This is a genomic window from Mesorhizobium sp. WSM4845 (genome assembly GCF_055811455.1).
Genome location: NZ_JBVVQA010000003.1, coordinates 254,273 through 277,571, shown reverse-complemented (window position 1 = coordinate 277,571; position 23,299 = coordinate 254,273). Strand labels below are relative to the sequence as shown.

Here is a 23,299-nt window from a genome sequence, read left to right as displayed (position 1 = left end):
CCCCTCAACGAGTGGGTAAAGTGAATACTAGTGCCCCGCCCGGCAATTGCAACAGCGACTGTGCCAAAATGGCAACAAATCCAGATCAGCGCGGCATGGCGCCGCCATGGCGTCGCTGGCGATCGATCGGCGATGATTCCGCGGCGCCGGCGCCGGCGCCTTCGTCGCGGTCGATGGCGGTCCCGGCGCCGTCGGCCGAAGGAGATTCGGGGTTTGCCGGTTCGATCGAACTGTCCGGCGTGACAGAATCCGACCCATCGGCTGAGGCGTTCACGCCCTCGTCCGCCAAAACGGCGCTGGTCGCTGGCGCCTTCTCCGGCGCCTGCGAAGCCATGGCGGCGGGTGCCGGATCGGTCGGGTTGCCGCCGTTCGACAGGAAATCCACGACAGCTTCGCTGGATGCTTTCAAGGGGCCGAATCCCGCCATGGATCCAGGGCTGTTGAAGTCCCAGGCATATTCGGAAGGCCCGATATGATCACGAATTGCCGGATCGAGCGACCACATCTTGCGCAATGCGGCGCGCTTCAACATTTTGGGCACGCCTTTGCGCAGGAAGGCTGAGAGATCGCTTTGAGCGGTCAGATCCTCGAGGCGAGGGAGGGGCTCGGCGGGCTCGGCGGCCTCCGGCTCGACAATTGCTGGTGCAAGCTGCTCACCAGTATCGGCTGGCGCCGCAACTTCGTCAGGCGAAAGCTGATCGTTCTGCGGCCCCGCAGTCGAACTGTAACGCCCCGCCTGTTTCAGGCGCGACCAGCGGGCGAAGACATTGTCGCGTCCCGAGCTCATTCGGCATCATCCGTTGTTCCGGAACGAGGACCGCGCCTCGCCAGGGCATCAGGGTCCGCCCGATCGCGCTTGCGCTTGATGAAAGGACGCTCGACGTGATGCGTCTCGACAAAGGCGGCCAGCCATTGCTGAAGCTCGATCGGCATCGGCACGGCCTCGATGATGTCGGGGCCAGCCTCGGTCAGCGACTCGCCCTCGAAAGGGTCAGCGGTCACCAGGTGCAGCACAACTCCGGGTGGAGCATCGCTCGACCGGAGCGCGATCCACAGGCTAGGCCGCCCCGAACGGAGGTTGTCCCGGTACATGCCCGTGTCGCACCCGAAGAGCTCAAGCTTGAAAGTTCCGGCATAGAAGCGCGTCACGCCGTCTGATTCGTGCAGCACCGACCATGGCGCCGCGCTCGGCGCGCCCGCCAGCACGGCCACGGGAACCCAGACATGGTCGATCCACGGGTTGTCCAGAGCCCGTCGCTCGACGATCACCCCGACTTCCGCCGTCTCCCGCACCATGGCACCAATCCTCCTAGTTCACCGTCCCTGGGGCGCGTAACGGCAGGCCTGCGACAAGGTTCTGCGGCTTCATGCGGATCGTTCGGTCAGGGGTCATGGCCATTATGAGCCAGACGGGCCTGGCGCCCACCTGCGGCAGTACTTCGCCTGTGTCGGAGAAGGTGAGCCGGAACAGTGCAATCACGCGCTGTGCAGCCTCCGGGTCAAGTTCATCGCCGGCCCAGAGCGTGTTGCCGATGCGGGTCGCTTCGGCGTCGAGGCCGACGAACCAGGCCCAGTCCTCGTCCTCGATCCGCTCCACCGGCTCGATCTCCACGTCCACCGCAAGTAGATGGCGAACCCAGATCTCCATTGCTGTGGCAAGGCCGCGCCGGGTCGGACTGCGCGCGCTGCCCAGCTTGAGCACCATATCGAAAGCGTCGCTCCTGGCGAAGTAACGCTCGGCATTGTTCTCGTCGAGTATCTCCAGTTCGGTGACGGCTGGGCCACCAAGCATGTTCAGGAGTGGCGAGGCATGGCGGTTCTGTTCATGCAGCTCTATGGTTTCGGCATCGGCGAGAAGCACGGCGCCCTCGTTAGACGTCACCCGTTGCGGCCGATAAAACAGCTCCGCGGCTCGCACGACGCAGGCGTCGTGCTGACCATCCAGCGCATTGCGCAGGACGACCTGCGCAAGCTGGTTCATGAACAGCGGCGGGATAGTTTCGGCCGAGCCGCGCGCCAGCGCGAGATATGCGGCCTCGAGTGAGGGAGCGGCCAACACATGGTCGCGAAAGGCGATCATGAACTCCCAGTTCTCGCGCGCATCCGGGTCCTCCAGGGCGGCGATCTCCTGCTTCGCGACCGGCCGGCGCGGATGATGCATCAAAAGCTCGTGATGCAGGCGCAGCTCCGCCGGGCAGGCCGTTTCGGGAGGGAGAAGCTCTGGCCGCGCAAAATATGCCTTCAGAAAGGAGTCGGTCACCAGCAGGCGCCCGGCCTCATCCCTGTCGAGAAGGTGATGACCTGAGGAAACCCAGAAATCCTTCACTTCTGCCTCCCGGCCAATGCTAGGAGATCGAACTTTTCCGTCGACTCCTCCTCGCCGTCGATTTCGACAAAGCGGAATGCCGTTGCCGGCTCCAGCCGGCTCGCCTTGCGATGCAGGGTTCGGAAACACTCGCGGGTGCCGGCCTGTTCGCTGGTGCGGTTGACCGCAATCAGCGTGTTTGGCGGGTGGTCGCACAGCGATTGCGCGAATTCTATCTCCTCTTCGGCGGCGGCGCGCGCCGTTTCGGTGTCCGGCGCACCGCATCGCACCACAAGCTGCTCGGCCAGCCGATCGACGGCCGCCGCGCGATCATGCACGGTCGCGTCCGTGACCACGACGAGGGTGGACCAGCCGAAGCTATCAATGCCGAGGAACCCGGCGCGGAACGCCTGCCGTTGCTTGCCGGAAAGCCTGGCCACATCGGCGCCGAAGAACAGGAAGGTGCCGGTCACCGCCCATTCGCCCGGTTCTGCAGCGCGCGAATAGACAAACGTATCCGATGGATCGAGGCGGATCGTTCGCGGCAGCTTCAAAGCCATGGCGTGCCCGTCATCGGATCGAGCCAGGAGGGCCTGGCAAGCGCCTCGGGCAGGCTTCTTCGCTCGCGAAGCCCGTGAGAGGCCGTGTCGGAAATCAGCAGATCGCCGTTGCCGGCAAGCTCTGCATGCTCATCGCCCTTTCGGGGCAGCCGGTCGAGCCAGCGGCTGGCGATCGAACCGAAGCCGGTATCGCTCCATTCGTGGAATGCGGCCATCAGATGGCGGGAGAAGCTCGCAACGATCTCACCGGCATCGAGCGCCACGAAGCCGAGTTCGTCAAGCGCGCCAAGCAGCGGCCGCAGACCGGGCTCGCCGGCGCGGATGACGGCGGTGCGGATCATGCCGGAGAAGACGATCCAGTCGGGGATTTCGTTCTCCCGTGCCCCTTCCGGCCAGCCCAGGCGGGCGCCGCCGACGAGAACCCCGTCGACGCGAACAGTGTCGGGCCAGTCGAAGGTGATGGGCCGCGACGGCGGAGCATGGACCGCAAGCGCATCGGCAAGTGCGTTCATGCCGGCATAGATCGCGCGACGCGCATCCTCCAGCGGCTCTTCAGGCTCGAGCACCACTGCGAATTCGGCCAGATCGTAGCGGCGCACCCAGGCAAGCGTGCCTGCCCCTTCGTCTGCCGCAATCGCGCAGGCGTGCGCAAAGGCGTCACCGGCCTCTCTCAGCGGCACGAGGCTGTAAGGCGGTGGCAGTTGGAGGTCGCTGACAGAGGGCCGCATAGGCCGATCCATATTTTGATGACGGCGACTGTAATGTCTTTATAATACTTCCAGGCAAGAGGCGCTACCGCGTGGACAAGGAAGATGCCACGGGAGTCGGAATGAGTCTGGACAAACCACGCACGGTCCTGGTCTGCTCGTGCGAGCGGAGCATGCCACGCTTCGGCGCCAGCGTCGCCCGCGGATGCAAGGGCGCACGGGTCGAGGCGGGGGACCAGTTCTGCGGCGCGGAACTCGACCGGGTGCGCAGCGCCCTGAGCGGCGGCGAAGCAGTCACCATCAGCTGCACGCAGCAGGCGCCGCTTTTCGGCGACCTCGCCGAGGAACTCGGTTTCGCAGGCGATCTGGTTTTCGCAAACATTCGCGAGACGGGCGGCTGGTCGCAGGATGCTGCTGCTGCCGGCCCGAAAGCGGCGGCTCTGCTCGCCATGGCGGCCGAACCCGCTTCGCCACCCGCGCTGGTTACGCTTTCGAGCAATGGTGTCGTCCTGGTCTATGGCTGCGACGCCACGGCGATCGATGCGGGCCGGCAACTCGCCGAAAAGCTGGACGTCACCGTGTTGCTTAGCCGTCCGCGCGAAATCGCGCCGCACCGGGTCTGGGATTTTCCCGTCTTGCAGGGAACGATCCGGCAAGCGCGAGGCCATCTTGGCGCCTTCGAGCTGACAGTCGACGATTTCGCGGCGCCCAATCCATCTTCGCGCGATCGGCTTGGCTTTGGGATATCGCGGGATGGAGCGGTCTCGAACGCCGACATCATCCTTGATCTCTCCGGCGGGGCTCCGCTTTTTCCTGCTCATGAATTGCGCGACGGCTACGTGAAGGCCGATCCCGGCGATCGCGCCTCCGTCGCCGTTGCGATCGCAACGGCAGCCGATTTGGTTGGCGAGTTCGACAAGCCGCGCTTCATCGATTTCTCCTCCGATCTGTGCGCCCATTCGAGATCGCGCATCACCGGCTGCACACGGTGCCTCGACCTGTGCCCGACTGGGGCGATAACGCCCGCCGGGAACCACGTCGCGATCGATGCGGAAGTATGCGCCGGCTGCGGCAGCTGCGCGGCGGCATGTCCCACGGGCGCTGCCGCCTACGCCGTGCCGGATGCCGAGTCGCTGCTTCGGCGGCTGCGGACGCTTCTTGTCACCTATCGTGAGGCGGGCGGCCTGGATGCGATTGTGCTTTTCCATGATCTCGGCCATGGCGAGCCGCTGATCGACGCACTTGCCCGCTTCGGCGCGGGTCTGCCCGCAAATGTCCTGCCGGTCGCGGTGAACGAGATAACCCAGTTAGGGATCGAGGCGTGGACCGCGCCGGTCGCCTGGGGCGCTTGCGCCGTAAGGGCGCTGTCGTCGGCCAAGCCAAGGCATGAGCTTACCGGAATTGCCGCAAACATCGCAATCGCCAATCTTTTGAGCCGGTCTCTCGGTTATGGCGCGGAGGTCTGCGGATTGATCGAAGTGGACGATCCCGACATACTCGCCTCGGCGCTCGACCTGATTACTCCAGATGTTGCGTCGCGGCGCCCGGCGGCATTCCTGCCGCTCGGCAAGAAGCGCAGCCTGCTGACGAGCACCATGCTCGAGCTCCATCGAGCCGCGCCGACGCCGGTCGACCGGGTGGCGTTGCCTGCTGCAGCTCCGTTCGGCGGCCTGGACGTCAATGTCGACGGCTGCACGCTCTGCCTCTCTTGTGTCTCCGCCTGTCCAACCGGGGCGCTTTCCGACAGCGAACAGCAGCCGGCCCTGTATTTTTCCGAGAGCGCCTGCGTGCAGTGCGGCCTTTGCGCCGCGACCTGCCCGGAGAAGGTCATCACCTTGACGCCGCAGGTGGATTTCCAGGCATGGGGTGCTCGCAGCCGGGTCGTGAAGCAAGAGGAGCCGTACAACTGCATCCGCTGCGCAAAGCCGTTCGGCACAAGGAGCACCGTCGAGCGGATCGTCGCCAAGCTCGAAGGCAAACACTGGATGTTTGCAGGCGAGAACGCACGGCGGCTCGACCTTGTACGGATGTGCGACAATTGCCGCGTCGATGCGGCGATGAATGAGGGCTTCGATCCTTATGCAGGCCCTGGTCGCTCGCCGCCGCGAACCACTGAAGACTATCTGCGGGAGCGCAAGGCCTCGAGCGACAAGGCGGTCTGAGCCTTGGGCTGGTCGCCCTCAAAAATGCGTTTCCCGGCGATCGGGGCGATGAGCCGGCTACGACGGTGACCAAAAGGGTTACACGATCAACACGCAAATAAACGGTTTCAGCAATCAAATCTTAGGCATAGCGTGACATGCTTGCCGCTCGGCTGACCACCGGGTGGCTCGAATGGATGTATGGGAAAGGGGGGCCTCAGGGCCCGTCGATTGATAGATCGAACGCACCTCGACATGCAGGACGATCCTGCCGTCACGGCGGAAGTTGAGCGACTTCTGGCGCAGCGCACGCGCGACATCCGGCTCAAAGGCGAGATCAAGCGCCTGTTTCAGGCACGTGTCTGGTCGCAAACGGCCAAGATCATCCGCGCCTGGATGACATGGGTGGCGTTCCTGGATGTCCTGACGCTGGCGCTCAACCTGGTGATGCTTCCAAGGTCGATCGCGCTATCCATGCTCTTGCCTGGCGCCATCATCCCTCCCGTCGCTGCAGCCGTGGTCCTTGTCTGGCGAAAACGGCGCCCGTCCTGGGTCCAGGGGGTTTCCCTGATCACAGGCATGTTCCTCATCCTGTTGTCGATCGTATTGGTCGGCGCAAGCGCCGGCGGCGAGTTCTACGAGCGGCACTTGAACATCATGCTGTTCGTAGCGATTACCGCCATCATCATCTTCGGCGTCCCTCAGGCATGGACCGTGACGGTCGCGGCTTTGGCTCTCGGTCTCTATCTCGTCTTCCAGGTGCAGAACCCGGGCCTTGAGATTGGCAATGCGGTGGCTGCCACGTTGTTTTTTGCCAGCGGCATTCTCGCTACGGTCGCCGCGCGGCGTACGATGACAATTCTGGCTCAGAAGACTTTTCTGTTCGAGCTTCGAGACCGACACAGGGTTGCCGAACTGGCAGAAGCGAACGATCGGCTGGAGCTTCTGGCGAGAACCGATCCGCTGACCGGCGTCGACAATCGGCGCCGGATGACGGAAACGCTCGACCACGTCTGGGGCGGTGGCGGCAAATGCCCCGGCGGCGCCGCCATGCTGATGTGCGACATCGACGACTTCAAGAAGCTCAACGATCGTCTCGGTCATGCCGAGGGCGATCGTTGCCTCATCGAGGTCGCCCGCTTGATCCGGGAGAACGTGAGGCGCGATCGCGATCATGTTGCGCGCTACGGCGGTGAGGAATTTCTCGTGCTGCTTCCAAGTGTGAACGAGCAGGAGGCCGCCATTGTAGCCGAGCGAATTCGCGAGTGTGTGGAAGCTGCTCGTCTTCCTAATCCTGGATCCCGCGTGTCCCGCTATATCACCCTCAGCATCGGCGTGGCGGTCCAGGCGCCGGACCAGGTCATATCGCCGGAGCAGCTCCAGCGGCAGGCCGATGAAGCACTCTATGTTGCCAAGCAGACCGGCCGCAATCGGGCGGTGTTCCACAGGCTGGAGTCATCGAGCCGCTTGGGCACTCGGTCGATGCGGTGATGTCGAAGTTCAGTCGGTGCGTGTCTCGGCCTGAAGAAAGCGGATCAGGGCTGCCCGATCCTCGGCATTGCTGATCGTCTGTTCAGGCATCTTGGTGCCGGGGGTGTAGGCGTTCGGACCCAGCTCGAACAGCTCCGACACGGTTTCCGGTGCCCAGACGATGTCCATTTTCCGGAAAGCGGGCGAATAGTGGTAACCCGGCACGGACGCTATCTTGCGCCCGAAAATGCCATGCAGCGTCGGCCCGGCTCGATTGCCATCGTTCGGGTCGAGCGTATGGCAGGCAACGCAGGCGCGAAATACTTCTGCGTCCGGATTGCCCGCGTATCTGGCCATCGGATCGGTCCTGCCTGCTGTAGCGGCTCCAAGGCGCTCGCCCGTCTCGACGTTCCATTCCCGCACCAGATGGTCGGCGCCGCCAGCCAGAAGCGTCTTGCCGCCAGCCGCGAACGCAAGCGACCATACCGCCACGCCGGAGGTGTCGAGCGTGCGGATGGTGGAGAGGCTGATGGCGTCCAGCAACAGGATTCCATCACCGATGCCGGCGACGGCGAGATAGTTCGCGTCTGGGGTGGCGGCGAGAGCAATCACCGGTTTGCCCAAGACCGGAACTTCCAGCTGCACTTTGCCGCGCCGGTCGAGCAGCCGCAGCTGCCCGTCAGCACCTGCGACGAACAGGCGGTCGCCGGACGCTCTTGCTAGCGCGTTGAGCGGCGTCGGCATGATGGCCCGAAGCGGAGCCGCCCCAGCCTGGCTCGGCCAAAAGATGACTGTCGCGTCATAGCCGGCGCTGACGAGGGTTGCGTCCGCCAAGAAGGCGAGCGCATTGACGTTTGCACGATGGCCTTCCAGGACGCGCGCTGGCCCACCGGCAAGCGGCCAGAGCCGGACGGTGGTGTCCCAGGACGCCGAAGCCAGCATCGATCCGTCGGGTGACAGTTCGAGGTCGGCGACAGGCCCGGTGTGGCCCTCCAGGATGCGGGCCGGCTCGCCTCGACCGATTTGCCAGATCGCGATGCGACCATCCGTACCGGCGCTGGCAAAGCGCCCGTTCGGCAATGCAGCGACGGCAGTTACCTCACCTTCATGAAAGAGCAGCACGTCGCGTGCTTCGCCGGTCTCAAGCGACCAGATGATTGCCTTGGTATCAAAACTGCCGGTTGCCACCGTCTTTCCGTCCGGCGCCACGGAAATCGCCCGCACCGGACCGCCATGCCCGCGCAGTTCCGCACCATGTGCCGTCGCGCCGGCGAGGAAAACAGCAGCGAGCAAAGCTGTTGCGAGCGTCTTATGCATTGCGCATCATACGTTTCCGTGTTCCGCTGGCGGGCAGCGTCTTTGCCGAGGAACAGCATGCGATCGCGACCCGACCAGCCGCACAGTCCAAGCTATTAGAGGCAATCCTATGACTCAAAACATGGAAACCGATGCCTTCAACGTGTCGATGCGCAAGTTCCTGAAGCAGGTCGGCGTCACCTCGCAGCAGGCGATCGAAAAGGCCGTGGCGGATGCGGGACTGAAAGGGCAGGGGCGCCTGACCGTGAGGGCCGTGATTACGGCTGAACGCGCCGGTCTGCACCACGTCGTCGAAGGCGAAATCGACCTTGGCTGAACAGGTTTGGCGGTGCGCCCAGCGCCCCATCGACACCTCACATCAATGGAAGAACCGGACCTGCCCGGCCGGGCCCGTGTCATAGCCCGTGAGTTCTGCGGCGCGCTGAGCGAAGCTGTCCTGGGCCATGAGGCGGATCAGCGCCTGGATCGAAGGCTGGAAATAGGTTCGCTGCCGCATCAGCAGATCGAAATTCTCCCACGCCAATGACACGAATTTGAGGCCGGCGGCGCGCGCGGCGGCGCGTGTGGCAATGCCGCAATCGGCCCTGCCGGTCCGGATCGCGGCAGCGAGTTCCGGCCCTGTCAGGCATGGCGGCTCGAGCCGGTTCAACCGCCTCTGGCTGGCGCCGGCGCGGGCGACCAGGACATCCAGCAGCATTTGGGCTCCGGCCCCGACCTGGCGCATCGCGATCTTGGCGCCGCTTTCTAGGACATCGGCCAGGCTGTTGAGCGATCGGGGGTTGCCCGGCGGCAGCAGCAGCCCTTGTTCGCGCCGCGTGAAACCGATCAGCACCGCATCGTGCAGCCGCGGCATGGCGCGCGCGGCCTCCACATTGGGGTCGGCGGCATCACCGTGGAAATGGATCGCCGCAGCGGCAATCTCGCCACGCAAAAGACGCGCAACGCCGCCTGCCGTCCCCTCGGTAAGCGAGGCAAGGCCGGAGCCCGCCTGACGAAGGCTCCATTCCAGCAGGTCGTCCTGGCTGCCGCCGACTATGGGCGGCGGCTCGGGCGCAATCATCCCGTCGGGACGCGCCAATCCCGACAGAACCCACCGGTCGAGCTCGTTACGCGGAAACAGCCATTTGCCCGTCACTTTGCTGCACGGGATGCTGTTTTTGGCGACCAATTCGTAAAGCTTGCGTTCGCCAAGGCGCAAATAGTCTGCGGCTTCCACAGTCGTCAGCAAATCCATCCTGCAATCTTATGCATATTCCTGCGCAAGTTCAATTGTTTGACGAATACGGAGTAAATGCAGCAGAAATAGCAGGGAAGGACGCAGCGCAGGCGAATGGGAATGTCAGAAGGCCTAGATGCATGGCAGCTTATAGCGAGCGGCGACGCGACGCTGATCTCGATAGTGCGGCTTTCGCTGACCATTACCCTGGCCGCCGTTGCAGTTGCGGCCGTCGTGGGACTGCCGCTCGGGGCGTTGCTGGCACTGACCCGTTTTCCGGGACGTTCCGCGCTCGTCGTGCTTGTCAACGGCTTCATGGGCCTGCCGCCCGTAGTCGTCGGCCTGACCGTTTACCTGCTGTTGTCGCGATCAGGGCCGCTCGGCGCGTTCGGCCTGCTGTTCACACCGGCCGCCATGGTCATCGCGCAGGCGCTTCTCGTCCTGCCGATTATCGCGGCTCTGACGCGCCAGACCATCGAGGATTTGTGGCGCGAATATCGCGAGGAACTGACGGCGATGGGCGTCGGCCCGACAGGCCGGGTGGCGACGCTCTTGTGGGACAGCCGTTTCAGCCTGATCACCGCAATGCTCGCCGGCTTCGGCCGGGCGGCCGCCGAAGTCGGCACGGTCATGATCGTCGGCGGCAATATCGAGGGCTTTACCCGAACCATGACCACCACGATCGCGCTCGAAACATCAAAGGGAGACCTGCCGCTCGCGATCGGGCTCGGCGTCATCCTGATCGGCCTCATTCTTGCCATCAATGCCGCTGCCTGGGGCCTGCGATTGTGGTCGGAGCAACGGGTGGCTTGATGATGCGGGCCGCGCTGACCGACCTTCCTCTCGTTCTGGACCGGGTCTCGCTCAGCGCCGGCGCCACGACCATGCTCGACCGCCTGAACCTGGCGATTGCTCCCGGTGCGCCGACACTGGTGCTCGGTCCCAATGGCGCGGGCAAGACGTCACTGCTTCGGGTTTGCATGGGACTTGCCGCGCCTTCCGCAGGAACTGTGAGCTGGGGTGGGCGCACCGATCGGGGGCTCGGGCGCCGGGCAATGCTGCTCCAGAAACCGGTGATGCTGCGGCGCTCCGTCGCCGCCAACGTGGCTTACGGACTGGCGCAAGCTGGTTGTCCGCGCCATCGTCGCGCGGCACGCACCGAGGAACTTCTCGATCGTGTGGGCCTTCTGGGCCTGGCGGCGCGACCTGCGCGGCGCTTGTCCGGCGGTGAGCAACAGCGCGTTGCGCTTGCCCGCGCACTGGCGCGCGAACCCGAGATCCTGCTGCTCGATGAGCCCACCGCCAGCCTTGATCCCGCTGCAACCCGCCATGTCGAGGAGATCATCCTCATGGCCTCCCAATCGGGTACCAAGATCGTCATGGCTTCGCACGATCTCGGCCAGGTGCGACGGCTTGCGGGAGATGTCGTCTTCCTCGTTTGCGGCCGACTGTGCGAGCACGCCAGCGCCGGTGATTTTTTCGATCGCCCGTCATCCGCAGAAGCTGCCGCCTTCATCCATGGGGAGCTTGTTCTTTGATCGCGGAAACAGAGCGTCCAGTGCTGAACCGTCGGCAGTTTACCGCAATTGCGGTCATTTTGACCTTCCTCGCATCCAGCGGCGCATCGGCCAGCGCACAGGAACAGTCGATCGTGGTGGCCTCGACGACGTCGACCCGGGATGCCGGCCTTTTCGACCACATACTGCCGTTGTTCACCACAAGGACCGGTATCGAGGTGAGGGTGGTCGCGCAGGGAACCGGCCAGGCGCTCGACGCCGGCCGCCGGGGAGACGCAGACGTGGTCTTCGTCCATGCCAGGGCGCAGGAGGAGAAATTCGTCCAGCAAGGTTTTGGCGTGAGACGCTTCGATGTGATGTACAATGATTTCGTCCTGATTGGGCCCAGAAGCGACCCGGCCGGCATCAAGGGTTCGCCGGATATCGCAGTCGCCTTGACATCGATCCAGAGCAAAAAAGCTGTTTTTGTTTCCCGCGGCGACAAATCCGGAACCCACTTTGCAGAACTCGGACTCTGGAAGGCGGCAGGTGTCGATATCGCGGCGATGAAGGGGTCCTGGTACAAGGAGATAGGGCAGGGCATGGGCGCTGCACTCAACACAGCCGGCGCCATGGATGCCTATGTGCTTTCCGATCGCGCCACATGGTTGGCGTTCAAGAACCGCGGCGAACTGGAGATCGTGGTCGAAGGCGATAAAAGGCTGTTCAACCAGTACGGTGTCATGCTGGTGAATCCCGCGAGGCACCCGAGCGTCAAGGCTGAACCCGGCCAACTCTTCATAGATTGGCTGATCTCGCCTGAAGGACAGCAGGCGATCGGCGAATACAATATTGACGGCCAGCAACTGTTCTTCCCGAACGCTGAGCAGAAGCGCTCCTGAAGTCGGTTGCAAAGCGGGTTGCATCTGCCCCATCATCGGACATGATGAGAATGCAGCCTTCCATCGGCGCGCTGACCGGTCTCGAAGCGGCTCTCGCCGCACTCCTCGACGGAGTGGAGCCGGTCGCGCCCACTCTTTTGCCGCTTGACCAGACGCCTGGGAAGATCGGCGCCGCCATGCCGCCCCTGGCACGCGCGCAGCCCATCCGCGACACGGCAAGGACAGACGGCTGGGCGTGCCGCGCGCTCGATCTTGCTGGTGCGTCGGCCTATTCGCCGCTGCCGCTGATGGCAATGCCGGTCTGGATAGAGGCAGGCGGCGCCATGCCGGAGGGATGCGATTGCGTTCTCGATGCCGATCTCATCGATTGCAGCGGCCCGATGCCCCAGGCGCTCGATGAAGCGGCACCGGGCCAGGGCGTGCGACGCGCCGGCGAGGACATGGTGGCGGGCCGACCGCTCATCATTGCAGGGAACAGGCTGTCGGCCGCTGACCTCCTGACCGTGCGAAGCGCAGGGATTGGTGAAATTGCGGTGCGGATGCCGCAGGTGCGCCTGATCGATGTCGCCGCCCCGACGAGCGATACTTTCACGGCGCATTTTATCGCCGACCTTGCAAGAGCCTCTGGCGCGACCGTATTCGATATCGAAACGGTTGCGCGCGACGCCAGATCCGTCGCCCAGGCGCTTGGCAATGCAGCCGGCGATTTGATCATCCTGATTGGAGGCACTGGTGCGGGGCGCGCCGACGCTACAGCTGACGCGCTTGCCGCGTGTGGGGCGCTCATCGCCCACAACATAGCGCTGCAGCCCGGCCGAACCGCGGCGATCGGACGGCTCGATGCGGTCCCGATCATTGCTCTGCCCGGCGCGCCCGATCAGGCTCTTGCCGCCTTTCTGGCGCTGGTTCAGCCGGCTATCGATCGCCTGACGGACAGGAGCGCCCGGCGACAGACGGTCCTGGCGCTGGAGCGGAAAATCTCGTCCACGGTCGGACTGGCCGAGATCGTCCTGCTGAAGCAGCAACAAGACAGATGGCGGCCGCTTGCGATAGGCGATTTTTCGCTGGAGGCGATCCGCCGGGCGGATGCATGGCTTGCCATCCCAGGCGGCAGTGAGGGGTGTGCCGCGGGAACACCGGTCGGCGCCTTTGTGTTCGACGGTGCCGGATGAGTCCGTCATGACCAGATCCACCCGCCAAGACGCCGGCCAGGAGCAGTTCCTGACGATCCTGTCGCGCGACGAGGCGCTCGCCCGTTTCGAGGCGGCGCTATTTCCCAGGACGATCCCGACCGAAGAACTGATGCTTGCGGAGGTGCTTGGGCTGGCGCTTGCCGATGATGTCACCGCTCCGATCGACGTGCCGCCCTTCGACCGTTCGAACGTCGACGGTTTTGCCGTGCGCGCCGCCGACATAGCGATCGCGTCGGAGGCGCTTCCTGCCAGACTCATGCTCAACCGCGAAACCATCGCCTGCGGTGTCGCCCCGCAGACACCCGTGCTCGCAGGCACCGCCACCTCGATCGCGACGGGCGGGCCGGTGCCGCGCGGCGCCGATGCCATCGTCATGGTGGAGCATACACACCCAGCCGAAGGCGATGCCATCGAGGTCAGGCGCGGAGCCTCGCCCGGCCAGTTCATCTCGCATGCCGGATCCGACATTGCCCGCGGTGAGGTTCTGCTGCGCGCCGGAACGGTGATCGGCTCGCGTGAAATCGGCATGCTTGCCGCCTGTGGAATTGCGCTGGTGACGGTGGCGCGCAAGCTGCGGGTGGCGGTTTTGTCGACCGGCGACGAACTTGTCCAACCAGGCGACACCCTTCGACCCGCCGGCATTTACGACGCCAATGGCGCAATCGTCAGCGCCGCGATAACCGAAAATGGCGGCCAGGCGAGCTTTCTCGGCGCCTATCCGGATGACGAAGCCACACTTGAAGCCGCCATGCGCGAGGCGCTGGCGGCGCATGACGTGCTGATACTGTCGGGTGGGACGTCCAAGGGCGCGGGTGATGTCAGCCACCGCATCGTGAACCGTCTCGGCGCGCCCGGCATCGTTGCCCATGGCGTGGCGCTGAAGCCGGGAAAGCCGCTTTGCCTCGCCGTCTGCGACGGCAAGCCGGTCGTCGTGCTGCCGGGATTCCCGACTTCGGCCATGTTCACCTTCCACGACATGATCGTACCCGTGCTGCGCCGCATGGCGGGCCTGCCGCCTCGGACCGAAGCGAAGGTCGCTGCAAAGGTCCCACTGCGCATTCAGTCCGACCTCGGCCGCACGGAGTTCGTGATGGTATCGCTGGTCGAGGGTGAGCAGGGGCTGGTCGCCTATCCCACCGGCAAGGGCTCGGGGGCGATAACGTCCTTTGCCCAGGCCGACGGCTTCATCAGCATCGAAGCTCTAGCCGACAATATGCCTGCCGGAAGCGAGGCGTCGGTGACGCTGTTCACCCCGCACGTCCGTGTTCCCGATCTCGTGGTGATCGGCAGCAACTGCACCGGCCTCGATCTTGTCGTGGGCATTCTGTTTCGCGCCGGCCTGACGGTGCGGTCCATCGCGGTCGGCAGCCTGGGCGGCCTGGCCGCGGCCAGGCGAGGCGAGTGCGATATCGCGCCCATCCACCTCTTCGATGCCAAGACGCAAAGCTACAATGCGCCGTTCCTGAGCGAAGGCCTCGGACTCGTGCAGGGATGGCGACGCATGCAGGGCATCGTCTACCGCCCGGGCGACCTGCGCTTCCAGGGGACCGACCCAGAGGAGGCGGTGCGAGCCGCACTCGCCGATCCCAATTGCATGATGGTCAACCGCAACCAGGGCTCGGGCACGCGCATCCTGATCGACCAACTGCTTGGTGCCGCGCGCCCCGACGGATATTGGAACCAGCCCCGCTCGCACAATGCCGTCGCGGCGGCCGTGGCGCAGAACCGAGCCGACTGGGGCGTCACCATTGCGCCGGTGGCGCGCTCAGCCGGGCTCGGCTTCATTGCGCTGAAGGAAGAGCATTATGATTTCGCGCTGGTCTCTGCCCGCAAACAGCGACCCGCGGTGCAGGCCTTCCTAACCGCGCTCGCTTCGCCTGAATTCAACGAGGCGGTCGAGCGCATGGGTTTTACCCGACCTGGCCAAGTGTGAGATATCCGGGTTAAGGGTCGGCAAGGTGCCCAACCAGCCGTTCGGCCTCGGCAAAATCTTCGACCGTGTTGACATTGAAGAAGGGATCCACCGGCTTGTCCGGCCAGGACTGGGTTGCAACCTTGTAGCGAGCCGTCCACAGGTCGATCTTGCGAACGCCCTCTTCGACCAGTGCATGGCGTAGCGCATCTCGCATCGCCACTTGCCACAGCCCGATGACAGGATGCGTCCGACCCGCTGACATCACCACCGCCAGATCCGCAGCTTTCGCCATGCGCGCCCGATGCAGCCGTTCGACGAGGTCGCGCGGCAAGAAAGGACAGTCCGCTGCGACGCTGACGATCCATTCGACATCGGGCCTGTTCGCCGCGGTCCAGTCGAGGCCCGCAAGCACGCCGGCAAGCGGGCCCGGATAATTCTCGACCGGGTCGGCGACGACTGGTAGGCGAAAGCGGTCGAAGCGGGCAGGGTCGCCATTGGCGTTCAGCAACAGCCCGTCGCATTGCGGGCTGAGGCGCTCGAGGACACGCTCGAGGATGGTGAGTCCGTCGAGCCGACGCATCGATTTGTCGCCACCGCCCATGCGCCGGGCGAGCCCGCCGGCGAGAACGACGCCCAGGGTCGGCACCTTCTCATTCGCCATCGTCGGCTCCCTTGCGTCTGTGACGCGGTGCTTCCTCGTCGACGGAAGCGAGGTCCTGGTCGAAGACGATGCGGTCCGCGCCCGATAGCACGGCGAACCGCTTGCCGCGCGCCCGACCGACCAGCGTCAGGCCGGCCTGACGCGCCAGATCTACTCCCCAGGCGGTGAAACCCGAGCGCGAGACGAGGATCGGAATGCCCATTCGAACCGTCTTGATCGTCATTTCCGACGTCAGCCTGCCCGTCGTGTAAAGGATCTTGTCAGCGGCATCGATGCCGTGGCGATACATCCAGCCGGCGATCTTGTCGACGGCGTTGTGGCGCCCGACGTCCTCCATGTAGCAGATCGGCGTGCCTTCCTTGCAAAGCACGCAGCCATGAATCGCGCCCGCTTCAAGATAGAGCGACGGCGTCGTGTTGATCGTGCGGGTCATTTGGTAAAGCCAGGAGGTGTGCAGCGCGGCTGGCGGCAGAGTGGTATCGAGCGCCTCGAGAAGATCGCCGAAAGCGGTCCCCTGCGCGCAGCCTGAAGTCTGCGTCCGTTTTCTAAGCTTCTGCTCGTAATTTGTGTTGCGCTCGGTACGGACGACCACGACCTGCACGTCGTCGTCATATTCGACCTCGGTTACGACGTCGTCAGATTTAAGCATGTTCTGATTGAGCAGGTAGCCCAGCGCCAGATATTCGGGATAGTCGCCGATCGTCATCATCGTGACGATCTCCTGGGCATTCAGATAGAGCGTCAGCGGGCGTTCAACGGGGACGCGGATTTGAATAGCGGCGCCCGTATGATCGATGCCGCTGACCTGTTCGGTCAATCGGATGTCATCCGGGCTCGGCATGATGATGGCGGGGTCTGGTCGGGTTTTCATCTGTTGCATGGCGCTCTCTTGAAATTGCAATCCCGCTCGCCGGAGTGGACGCGTTATCTCCGGCTTGACCTGCACTATATAGCCTGTTCAAACCGATGCCGGTCCACAAAAGCGCGCACAGGCGCAGACTGGGCTTGCCGGATGGCGCCGAGCTGCCGGCTCGGCCAGGTCCATAGAGGCTGAAGGCTCGATGGCGCAACTTTCAGATGACTGCTTCGCTTTCGGCGGCCCGATGCGATCGCTCGATGATACTGCCGCACTGATTGCTTCACGGCTGACCGTTGTCGACGAGACCGAAGCCGTCCAGCTGGCGATTGCCGATGGGCGCGTCCTGGCGAGTGATCTGGTGGCGCCGCTGCCCCTGCCGCCTTTCACCAACTCAGCCGTCGACGGCTATGCACTGCGCGGCGACGACCTGCCGGGAACCGTTGAAAAAGCCTTGCCGGTGAGCGGCAGGATCCAGGCTGGGATGGCGCCGGATCGGCACGCCGCGCCCGGACAAGCCATACGCATCTTCACCGGCGCTCCGCTGCCGGAGGGGGCAGACACGGTCTACATGCAGGAAGATGTCCGTGTCGACGATAGCGGCAGGGTCATTCTTCCGCCCGGCCTGAAAAGAGGAGCCAACGTGCGGCCGGCGGGCGAGGACGTCGCAACAGGCAAGGTGGTCCTGCAGGCCGGCCAGCGCATGCGCCCGCAGGATGTTGCGCTCGCCGCGGCGCTCGGCATGACGCAGATCGATGTGCGGCGCAAAGTTCGCGTCGCGATCTTCTCGACCGGCAACGAGATCGTCGCGCCGGGAAAGGTCCGGGGACCGGCCCAGCTTTTCGATTCGAACCGCTTCATGCTGATGGCCATGCTGGCAAGATTGGGCTGCGAGACCACCGATTTGGGCATTCTGATCGACGACAGCAGGCTGATCGCGGATGTGCTGAGCAAGGCTGCGCCAGGACAGGACCTGATCCTGGCGTCCGGCGGGGTCTCGACCGGGGAGGCCGACTGCGTCAAGGCCGCCGTCGAGAGTGTGGGCACCCTGGTCTTCTGGCGGGTGGCCATAAAACCCGGCCGCCCAGTCGCCATGGGGGTGATCCGGGGAACAGCCTTCATTGGGCTGCCCGGCAATCCGGTGGCGAGCTTCGTCACATTCGCCCATATTGCGCGCGCCGCGATCTTTGCACTGGCCGGCGCACGGCAGCAGCCACCAATTTCGCGGCCGGTGCGGGCCGCCTTCTCCTACCGCAAAAAGCCGGGGCGACGCGAATATGTGCGGGTAAGCCTGCGTGGGACGCAGGATGGCACATATGAAGCCGTCAAATTCCCGCGCGAGGGCGCTGGCATGCTGTCTTCTTTGGTTCAAACGCACGGCCTTGTCGAACTCGGCGAGGAAATAGCCGAGGTCGAGCCGGGCCAGACCGTTCAGTTCCTTGCCTATTCGGACCTGTATTGACGAACGCCGTCGAGCCGGTGGGCATGCAGTATGCCAAAATGCGGTGCGACGCCTGGCCGCTCTCAACTGCAGTATACCCTGGGTCGGCGACCGTTGACGACCGGTAAGCGGTCCGCCATGGTGCGCCACCATGACGACGAGACAGCTCGATCTGACGGGATTGAAATGTCCCTTACCGGCGCTGAAAACCCGCAAGGCGCTCAGCGGCATAAGCCCAGGCGAGCGCCTTGAGGTCCGTTGCACCGATCCGCTGGCAGCCATAGACATTCCCAATCTGATCAACGAAATGGGCGACCGCCTGGAGGCGATGCAACGGCAGGGAGACCACATCGTTTTCTTGATCGAAAAGGCGCAAGCTGCCCCGGTATAGGCCGTGCGACAAATCAGGGCGCAGATCAGTTCTGTCGCGGCGCCCCGGCCATGCTAAAATTGTCAAACCGGCATTTGGTTCAACTTGTCTGCCAAGTCGATTTGTGTGCCAAGTCCTTGATCCCAAGGTGCGCCGGGCTGAGGGAGCTCACAACCACATTGGTGGCGGGAGCCGCCTTCCTCAGACGAAGGGTCCGGGAGGAGAGAGGATGACAATGCAGCAACGGCGATCTCCCGATCGCGGACCCAAAGGGCGGGCGCTGGATGATGTTGCCCTGGCCGAGGTCCGGGAACTTCTTGGCCATCGCGAACGGCGCCGGGATCTGTTGATCGAATTCCTGCATCTGATCCAGGACCGCTACGGTTGTCTGTCGGCCGCGCATCTGCGAGCGCTTGCCGAAGACATGCGCCTGTCCCAGGTGGAGGTTTACGAGGTCGCGACCTTCTACGACCATTTCGATATCGTCAGGGAAGGCGAGGCGAGACCCGCGCCGCTGACAATCCGGGTGTGCGAATCGATAAGCTGCATGCTGGCGGGCGCCGAACACCTGATTGGCGAACTGGCCGCCAAGGCCGACCCAAACACAGTCCGCGTCATGCGTGCGCCCTGCATGGGCCGCTGCGCCGCAGCGCCCGCGGCGCGCATTGGCGACCGTGAGGTCGACCAAGCCAGCAGCCATATCCTCATCGATCTAGCTCGCTCGGGCGACACCAAAGTTGTCGTGCCAGATTATGTCGGCCTCGATGCCTATCGGGCCGCTGGCGGCTATCAGCTTCTCCGGAAGGTGAAGGCGGGCGAGACCGGCATTGACGCCATCATCGAGATCATGGAGCACGCCGGTCTGCGCGGTCTCGGCGGCGCCGGCTTTCCGGCCGGCAAGAAATGGAACTTCGTGCGCGGCTATCCAGGGCCGCGGCTGATGTCGATCAATGGCGACGAAGGCGAACCTGGCACTTTCAAGGACCGCATCTATCTCGAAAAGGATCCGCACCGCACCTTCGAAGGTGCGCTTATCGCCGCCCATGCGGTTGAGGCCGAGCGCATTTATTTCTACATGCGCGACGAATACCCGGCCGTGCTCGCCATTTTGCGCGCCGAGATCGCGGCGCTCGAGGCAGCCGGCATCGTCAAGCCCGGTTTCATCGACCTTCGGCGCGGCGCCGGCGCCTATATTTGCGGCGAGGAAAGCGCGATGCTGGAAAGCATCGAGGGCAAGCGCGGCATGCCCCGTCACCGACCTCCCTATATTGCCGAAGTCGGACTTTTCGGACGCCCGACACTCAACCACAATGTCGAGACGCTGTGGTGGATTCGCGACATCGTCGAGAAGGGCCCCGAATGGTTCGCCGCGCAGGGCAAGCCCGGCCATCAGGGAATTCGCTCCTGGTCGGTTTCCGGACATGTGAAGGAGCCGGGCGTCAAGCTCGCCCCGGCCGGCGTCACCGTGCGCGAACTGATCGAGGATTATTGCGGCGGCATGGCAGACGGGCATGAATTCAAGGCCTATCTGCCAGGTGGAGCCTCGGGCGGCATCCTTCCGGCGTCGATGGGCGACATTGAACTCGATTTCGGCGGCGAACTCGCCAAACAGGGCGCCTTTGTCGGCTCACATGCGGTGGTCGTGCTTTCGCAAGCCGACAACATCAGGGATGTGACCCTCAATCTCATGAATTTCTTCAAACATGAGAGTTGCGGGAAATGCACGCCGTGCCGGGAAGGAACCGAAAAGCTGGTAACGCTCTTGAAAGAGAAGGGCGTGCCGAATGAGACGGCGATGCGCGACCTTGAAACAGTGATGCGCGATTCCTCCATTTGCGGTCTCGGCCAGGCGGCGCCCAATCCGGTCAATCACCTTTTGACGCATTTTAGGGATGATCTTTGAAATGGCAGATGGCGTCATTTTCACCCTCGACGGCAAGACGGTCACAGCCGCTGACGACGAGACGATCTGGGACGTTGCAAAGCGCGAAGGCACCAGGATACCGCATCTGTGCCATGTCGACATGCCCGGCTATCGGCCAGACGGCAATTGCCGCGCCTGCATGGTCGATGTCGAGGGCGAACGGGTGCTTGCCGCCTCCTGCATCCGCAAGCCTTCCGCCGGAATGGTGGTGAAGACGGATACCGAACGGGCTACGAAATCGCGCCAGATGGTGTTCGAGCTTCTCGCCAGCAACATGCGGCCGGCGGCCGACGGTCCGGATCAGCAGTCGATGTTCTGGCAGTGGGCTGGTTCGATGGGCATTTCCGGCGCTCGCTACAGCTCGAAATTCGCCACCGATGATGTCCGGCCAGAATTCGACATCACCAATCCCGCCATTGCCGTCAATCTCGACGCCTGCATCACTTGCGGCGCCTGTGTCCGGGCCTGCCGCGAGGTCCAGGTCAACGATGTGCTTGGCATGGCCGAGCGCGGCAATCACTCGCTTCCCGTCTTCGACATGCACGATCCGATGGGCCTGTCGACCTGTGTCACCTGCGGTGAATGCGTGCAGGCCTGCCCGACCGGCGCGCTCTACGAAAAGTCGCTGATGGATGATGCAGGCAAGACCCGGGTCATCCAGGAATTCGACAAGGTCGTCGACACGCTGTGCCCGTTCTGCGGCGTCGGTTGCCAGACCAGCGTTGCGGTCAAGGACAACAGAATAGTTCAGGTCGATGGCCGCAATGGCTATGCCAACGAGAACCGGCTCTGCGTCAAGGGTCGTTTCGGCTTCGATTATGCGATGTCGCCTGAACGGCTGACCAAGCCGCTGATCCGCCGCGACGATGCGCCGAAGTCGGGCGATGCCGATATGCGCGGCGTCGATCCGCTGACCGTGTTTCGCGAGGCTAGCTGGGAAGAGGCGCTCGCACGCGCCGCCGGCGGGCTGAAGACGATCCTCAGGGATCATGGCGGGCAGGCGCTGGCCGGTTTCGGCTCGGCGAAAGGCTCGAACGAAGAGGCCTATCTGTTCCAAAAACTGGTGCGCCAGGGTTTTGGCACCAACAATGTCGACCATTGCACGCGGCTTTGCCACGCATCTTCGGTGGCGGCGCTGATGGAAGGCGTCGGTTCGGGTGCGGTTTCGGCGCCCTTCAACGACGCGCTGAAGGCCGAATGCATCATCGTTATCGGCGCACGGCCGACCACCAACCATCCGGTCGCCGCGACCTATTTCAAGCAGGCGGCCAAGCGCGGCGCCAAGCTGATCGTCATGGACCCGCGCGGCCAGGACCTGATGCGCCATGCGTCGCATTCGCTGCGATTCAAGGCTGGCAGCGACGTCGCCATGCTGAACGCGCTGATCCACGTCATCGTCGAGGAAAAGCTCTACGACGAGCAATATATCCAGGCCAACGCTTCCGGATTCGAGGCCCTGAAGGCCAAGGTGAAGGATTTTTCGCCCGAGGCGATGGCCGAGGTCTGCGGCGTCGAGGCCAGCGTGCTGCGCGACGTCGCCCGCACCTATGCGACCGCCGAGCGGTCGATCATCTTTTGGGGCATGGGGATTTCCCAGCACACACACGGAACCGACAATGCGCGCTGCCTTATCGCTTTGGCGCTGATCACGGGACATGTCGGCCGGCCGGGAACGGGCCTGCACCCACTGCGCGGCCAGAACAACGTGCAGGGCGCATCCGATGCCGGGCTCATCCCGATGTATTTTCCGGACTACAGATCAGTCGAGAATGTCGACATCCGCGGCCAGTACGAGAATTTCTGGGGCCAGACGCTGGACCCGAAACGCGGCCTGACGGTCGTCGAAATCATCGACGCCATCCATGACGGCGAAATCAAAGGCATGTACATACTGGGCGAGAACCCGGCCATGTCCGATCCGGACCAAACCCATGCCCGGCAAGCACTGGCCATGCTCGACCATCTCGTGGTGCAGGACATCTTCCTGACCGAGACCGCCTGGCACGCAGATGTGGTGCTGCCAGCCTCGGCGCATGCCGAAAAGCTCGGCACATACACCAACACCAACCGGCAAGTGCAGATCGGCCGGCCGGCGCTCGACATGCCGGGCGAAGCGCGCCAGGATTGGGAACTGATTGTCGAACTGGCGAGGCGCATCGGTCTGGACTGGAATTACGGCCATGTCTCCGAGGTCTATGCGGAAATGGCGGCCGTGATGCCGTCCTTGAAACATATTTCCTGGGACCGCATCGAGCGCGAGGGATCGGTGATCTATCCGGCCGACGGTCCCGACAAGCCCGGCAATGAGATCATCTTCTCGTCCGGATTCCCGACCGCGGACGGACGCGGCCGCATCGTGCCGGCCGATTTGCTGCCGCCTGACGAAGTGCCCGATGAAGAGTTTCCACTGGTGCTCACCACCGGCCGCCTGCTCGAGCATTGGCACACCGGCTCGATGACCCGCCGGGCGGGCGTGCTGGACGCGATCGAACCACAAGGCATCGCTGCGATGAACCCTTATGAGATCAAGCGGCACGGCCTGCGCCAAGGAGAGATGATTGCGGTCGAGACCCGGCGCGGGACGGTAGACGCCATCCTCCGCGCCGACCGGGAGGTCGCCGACGGCATGGTGTTCATGCCGTTCTGCTTTAACGAAAGCCCGGCCAACGCGCTCACCAACCCGATGCTGGACCCCTACGGCAAGATCCCGGAGTTCAAATACTGCGCCGCGCGAATAGCGCCGGCGGCGAGGGCCGAAGCTGCCGAATAAACCAGTACCGCGCCATCTGCGAACGGTTGCCCGCAGCCGCGCGGGGTAATCCATG

General features: G+C 64.0%; 21 protein-coding genes. 12 read left to right on the top strand and 9 right to left on the bottom strand.

The window, feature by feature from the left end; translation table 11 throughout:
* Positions 1-85 precede the first annotated feature (85 nt).
* The 5 genes from AC0L2C_RS05580 to AC0L2C_RS05560 are packed head-to-tail and all read right to left on the bottom strand — an operon-like array spanning position 86 to position 3,593.
* Positions 86-787, bottom strand: coding sequence for a DUF3306 domain-containing protein (locus tag AC0L2C_RS05580; protein WP_473522921.1), 702 nt, complete (start codon positions 785-787; stop codon positions 86-88).
* The gene (locus AC0L2C_RS05575; RefSeq protein ID WP_023797599.1) at positions 784-1,296 is read right to left on the bottom strand and encodes a DUF3305 domain-containing protein; all 513 of its coding nucleotides are present in this window, start codon (positions 1,294-1,296) and stop codon (positions 784-786) included. The genes AC0L2C_RS05580 and AC0L2C_RS05575 overlap by 4 nt, the downstream gene beginning before the upstream one ends.
* A 13-nt stretch (positions 1,297-1,309) precedes the next feature.
* Positions 1,310-2,326 carry a DUF6352 family protein gene (locus AC0L2C_RS05570; RefSeq protein ID WP_473522920.1) on the bottom strand — a complete coding sequence of 339 codons (1,017 nt, stop codon included), beginning with the start codon at positions 2,324-2,326 and terminating at the stop codon, positions 1,310-1,312.
* Entirely contained in the window at positions 2,323-2,865 is a 543-nt protein-coding gene (locus AC0L2C_RS05565) for a DUF6505 family protein (RefSeq protein ID WP_023797601.1), read from the bottom strand. Before AC0L2C_RS05565 ends, AC0L2C_RS05570 begins: the two co-directional genes overlap by 4 nt.
* Positions 2,856-3,593, bottom strand: a complete 738-nt coding sequence (locus AC0L2C_RS05560) for a biotin/lipoate--protein ligase family protein (protein WP_473522919.1) — start codon at positions 3,591-3,593, stop codon at positions 2,856-2,858. Before AC0L2C_RS05560 ends, AC0L2C_RS05565 begins: the two co-directional genes overlap by 10 nt.
* A 101-nt stretch (positions 3,594-3,694) precedes the next feature.
* Here AC0L2C_RS05560 and AC0L2C_RS05555 point away from each other — a divergent pair, with 101 nt between their 5' ends.
* Complete coding sequence (locus AC0L2C_RS05555) at positions 3,695-5,734, top strand: 4Fe-4S binding protein (protein ID WP_287171287.1); 2,040 nt, start codon at positions 3,695-3,697, stop codon at positions 5,732-5,734.
* Between the two features lie 234 nt (positions 5,735-5,968).
* Positions 5,969-7,204: a GGDEF domain-containing protein gene (locus AC0L2C_RS05550; protein WP_473522962.1), complete on the top strand. Its 1,236-nt coding sequence runs from the start codon at positions 5,969-5,971 to the stop codon at positions 7,202-7,204.
* A 9-nt stretch (positions 7,205-7,213) separates the two neighbouring features.
* Here AC0L2C_RS05550 and AC0L2C_RS05545 read toward each other — a convergent pair whose 3' ends face one another.
* Positions 7,214-8,500, bottom strand: coding sequence for a hypothetical protein (locus tag AC0L2C_RS05545; protein ID WP_473522918.1), 1,287 nt, complete (start codon positions 8,498-8,500; stop codon positions 7,214-7,216).
* A 109-nt stretch (positions 8,501-8,609) separates the two neighbouring features.
* Here AC0L2C_RS05545 and AC0L2C_RS05540 point away from each other — a divergent pair, with 109 nt between their 5' ends.
* Positions 8,610-8,816: a DUF6494 family protein gene (locus tag AC0L2C_RS05540; protein ID WP_473522917.1), complete on the top strand. Its 207-nt coding sequence runs from the start codon at positions 8,610-8,612 to the stop codon at positions 8,814-8,816.
* Between the two features lie 42 nt (positions 8,817-8,858).
* Here AC0L2C_RS05540 and AC0L2C_RS05535 read toward each other — a convergent pair whose 3' ends face one another.
* Positions 8,859-9,734, bottom strand: a complete 876-nt coding sequence (locus tag AC0L2C_RS05535) for a substrate-binding domain-containing protein (RefSeq protein WP_473522916.1) — start codon at positions 9,732-9,734, stop codon at positions 8,859-8,861.
* Positions 9,735-9,836: 102 nt separating this feature from the next.
* Here AC0L2C_RS05535 and AC0L2C_RS05530 point away from each other — a divergent pair, with 102 nt between their 5' ends.
* Genes AC0L2C_RS05530 through AC0L2C_RS05510 form a run of 5 tightly spaced genes read left to right on the top strand, consistent with a single transcriptional unit; the run spans position 9,837 to position 15,240 of the window.
* Positions 9,837-10,529 (top strand): ABC transporter permease, encoded by a 693-nt coding sequence (locus tag AC0L2C_RS05530; protein ID WP_473522915.1) that lies wholly within the window; start codon positions 9,837-9,839, stop codon positions 10,527-10,529.
* Between the two features lie 2 nt (positions 10,530-10,531).
* The gene (locus tag AC0L2C_RS05525; RefSeq protein WP_473522961.1) at positions 10,532-11,254 is read left to right on the top strand and encodes an ATP-binding cassette domain-containing protein; all 723 of its coding nucleotides are present in this window, start codon (positions 10,532-10,534) and stop codon (positions 11,252-11,254) included.
* A 47-nt stretch (positions 11,255-11,301) separates the two neighbouring features.
* On the top strand, positions 11,302-12,114 hold the full coding sequence (locus AC0L2C_RS05520) for an ABC transporter substrate-binding protein (RefSeq protein ID WP_473522960.1): 813 nt from the start codon (positions 11,302-11,304) through the stop codon (positions 12,112-12,114).
* A 41-nt stretch (positions 12,115-12,155) separates the two neighbouring features.
* Complete coding sequence (locus AC0L2C_RS05515) at positions 12,156-13,286, top strand: molybdopterin-binding protein (protein WP_473522914.1); 1,131 nt, start codon at positions 12,156-12,158, stop codon at positions 13,284-13,286.
* A 7-nt stretch (positions 13,287-13,293) separates the two neighbouring features.
* Positions 13,294-15,240 carry a molybdopterin biosynthesis protein gene (locus AC0L2C_RS05510; RefSeq protein WP_473522913.1) on the top strand — a complete coding sequence of 649 codons (1,947 nt, stop codon included), beginning with the start codon at positions 13,294-13,296 and terminating at the stop codon, positions 15,238-15,240.
* 10 nt (positions 15,241-15,250) lie between these two features.
* On the opposite strand, the gene mobA is transcribed toward AC0L2C_RS05510, so the two are convergent.
* Together mobA and fdhD are read right to left on the bottom strand one after the other, a co-directional pair.
* Positions 15,251-15,883, bottom strand: coding sequence for a molybdenum cofactor guanylyltransferase MobA (gene mobA / locus AC0L2C_RS05505; protein WP_473522912.1), 633 nt, complete (start codon positions 15,881-15,883; stop codon positions 15,251-15,253).
* Positions 15,873-16,763: a formate dehydrogenase accessory sulfurtransferase FdhD gene (fdhD, locus tag AC0L2C_RS05500; RefSeq protein WP_473522911.1), complete on the bottom strand. Its 891-nt coding sequence runs from the start codon at positions 16,761-16,763 to the stop codon at positions 15,873-15,875. Before fdhD ends, mobA begins: the two co-directional genes overlap by 11 nt.
* A 181-nt stretch (positions 16,764-16,944) precedes the next feature.
* Here fdhD and AC0L2C_RS05495 point away from each other — a divergent pair, with 181 nt between their 5' ends.
* From AC0L2C_RS05495 to fdhF, 4 genes are all read left to right on the top strand, one after another.
* Positions 16,945-18,201, top strand: a complete 1,257-nt coding sequence (locus tag AC0L2C_RS05495; RefSeq protein ID WP_473522910.1) for a molybdopterin molybdotransferase MoeA — start codon at positions 16,945-16,947, stop codon at positions 18,199-18,201.
* A gap of 130 nt (positions 18,202-18,331) precedes the next feature.
* Positions 18,332-18,571: a sulfurtransferase TusA family protein gene (locus AC0L2C_RS05490; protein ID WP_031254334.1), complete on the top strand. Its 240-nt coding sequence runs from the start codon at positions 18,332-18,334 to the stop codon at positions 18,569-18,571.
* Positions 18,572-18,779: 208 nt separating this feature from the next.
* On the top strand, positions 18,780-20,453 hold the full coding sequence (locus AC0L2C_RS05485; RefSeq protein WP_473522909.1) for an NADH-ubiquinone oxidoreductase-F iron-sulfur binding region domain-containing protein: 1,674 nt from the start codon (positions 18,780-18,782) through the stop codon (positions 20,451-20,453).
* Between the two features lies 1 nt (position 20,454).
* A complete protein-coding gene (gene fdhF / locus AC0L2C_RS05480; protein ID WP_473522908.1) occupies positions 20,455-23,244 on the top strand; it encodes a formate dehydrogenase subunit alpha in 2,790 nt (929 codons plus the stop codon).
* Positions 23,245-23,299 lie beyond the last annotated feature (55 nt).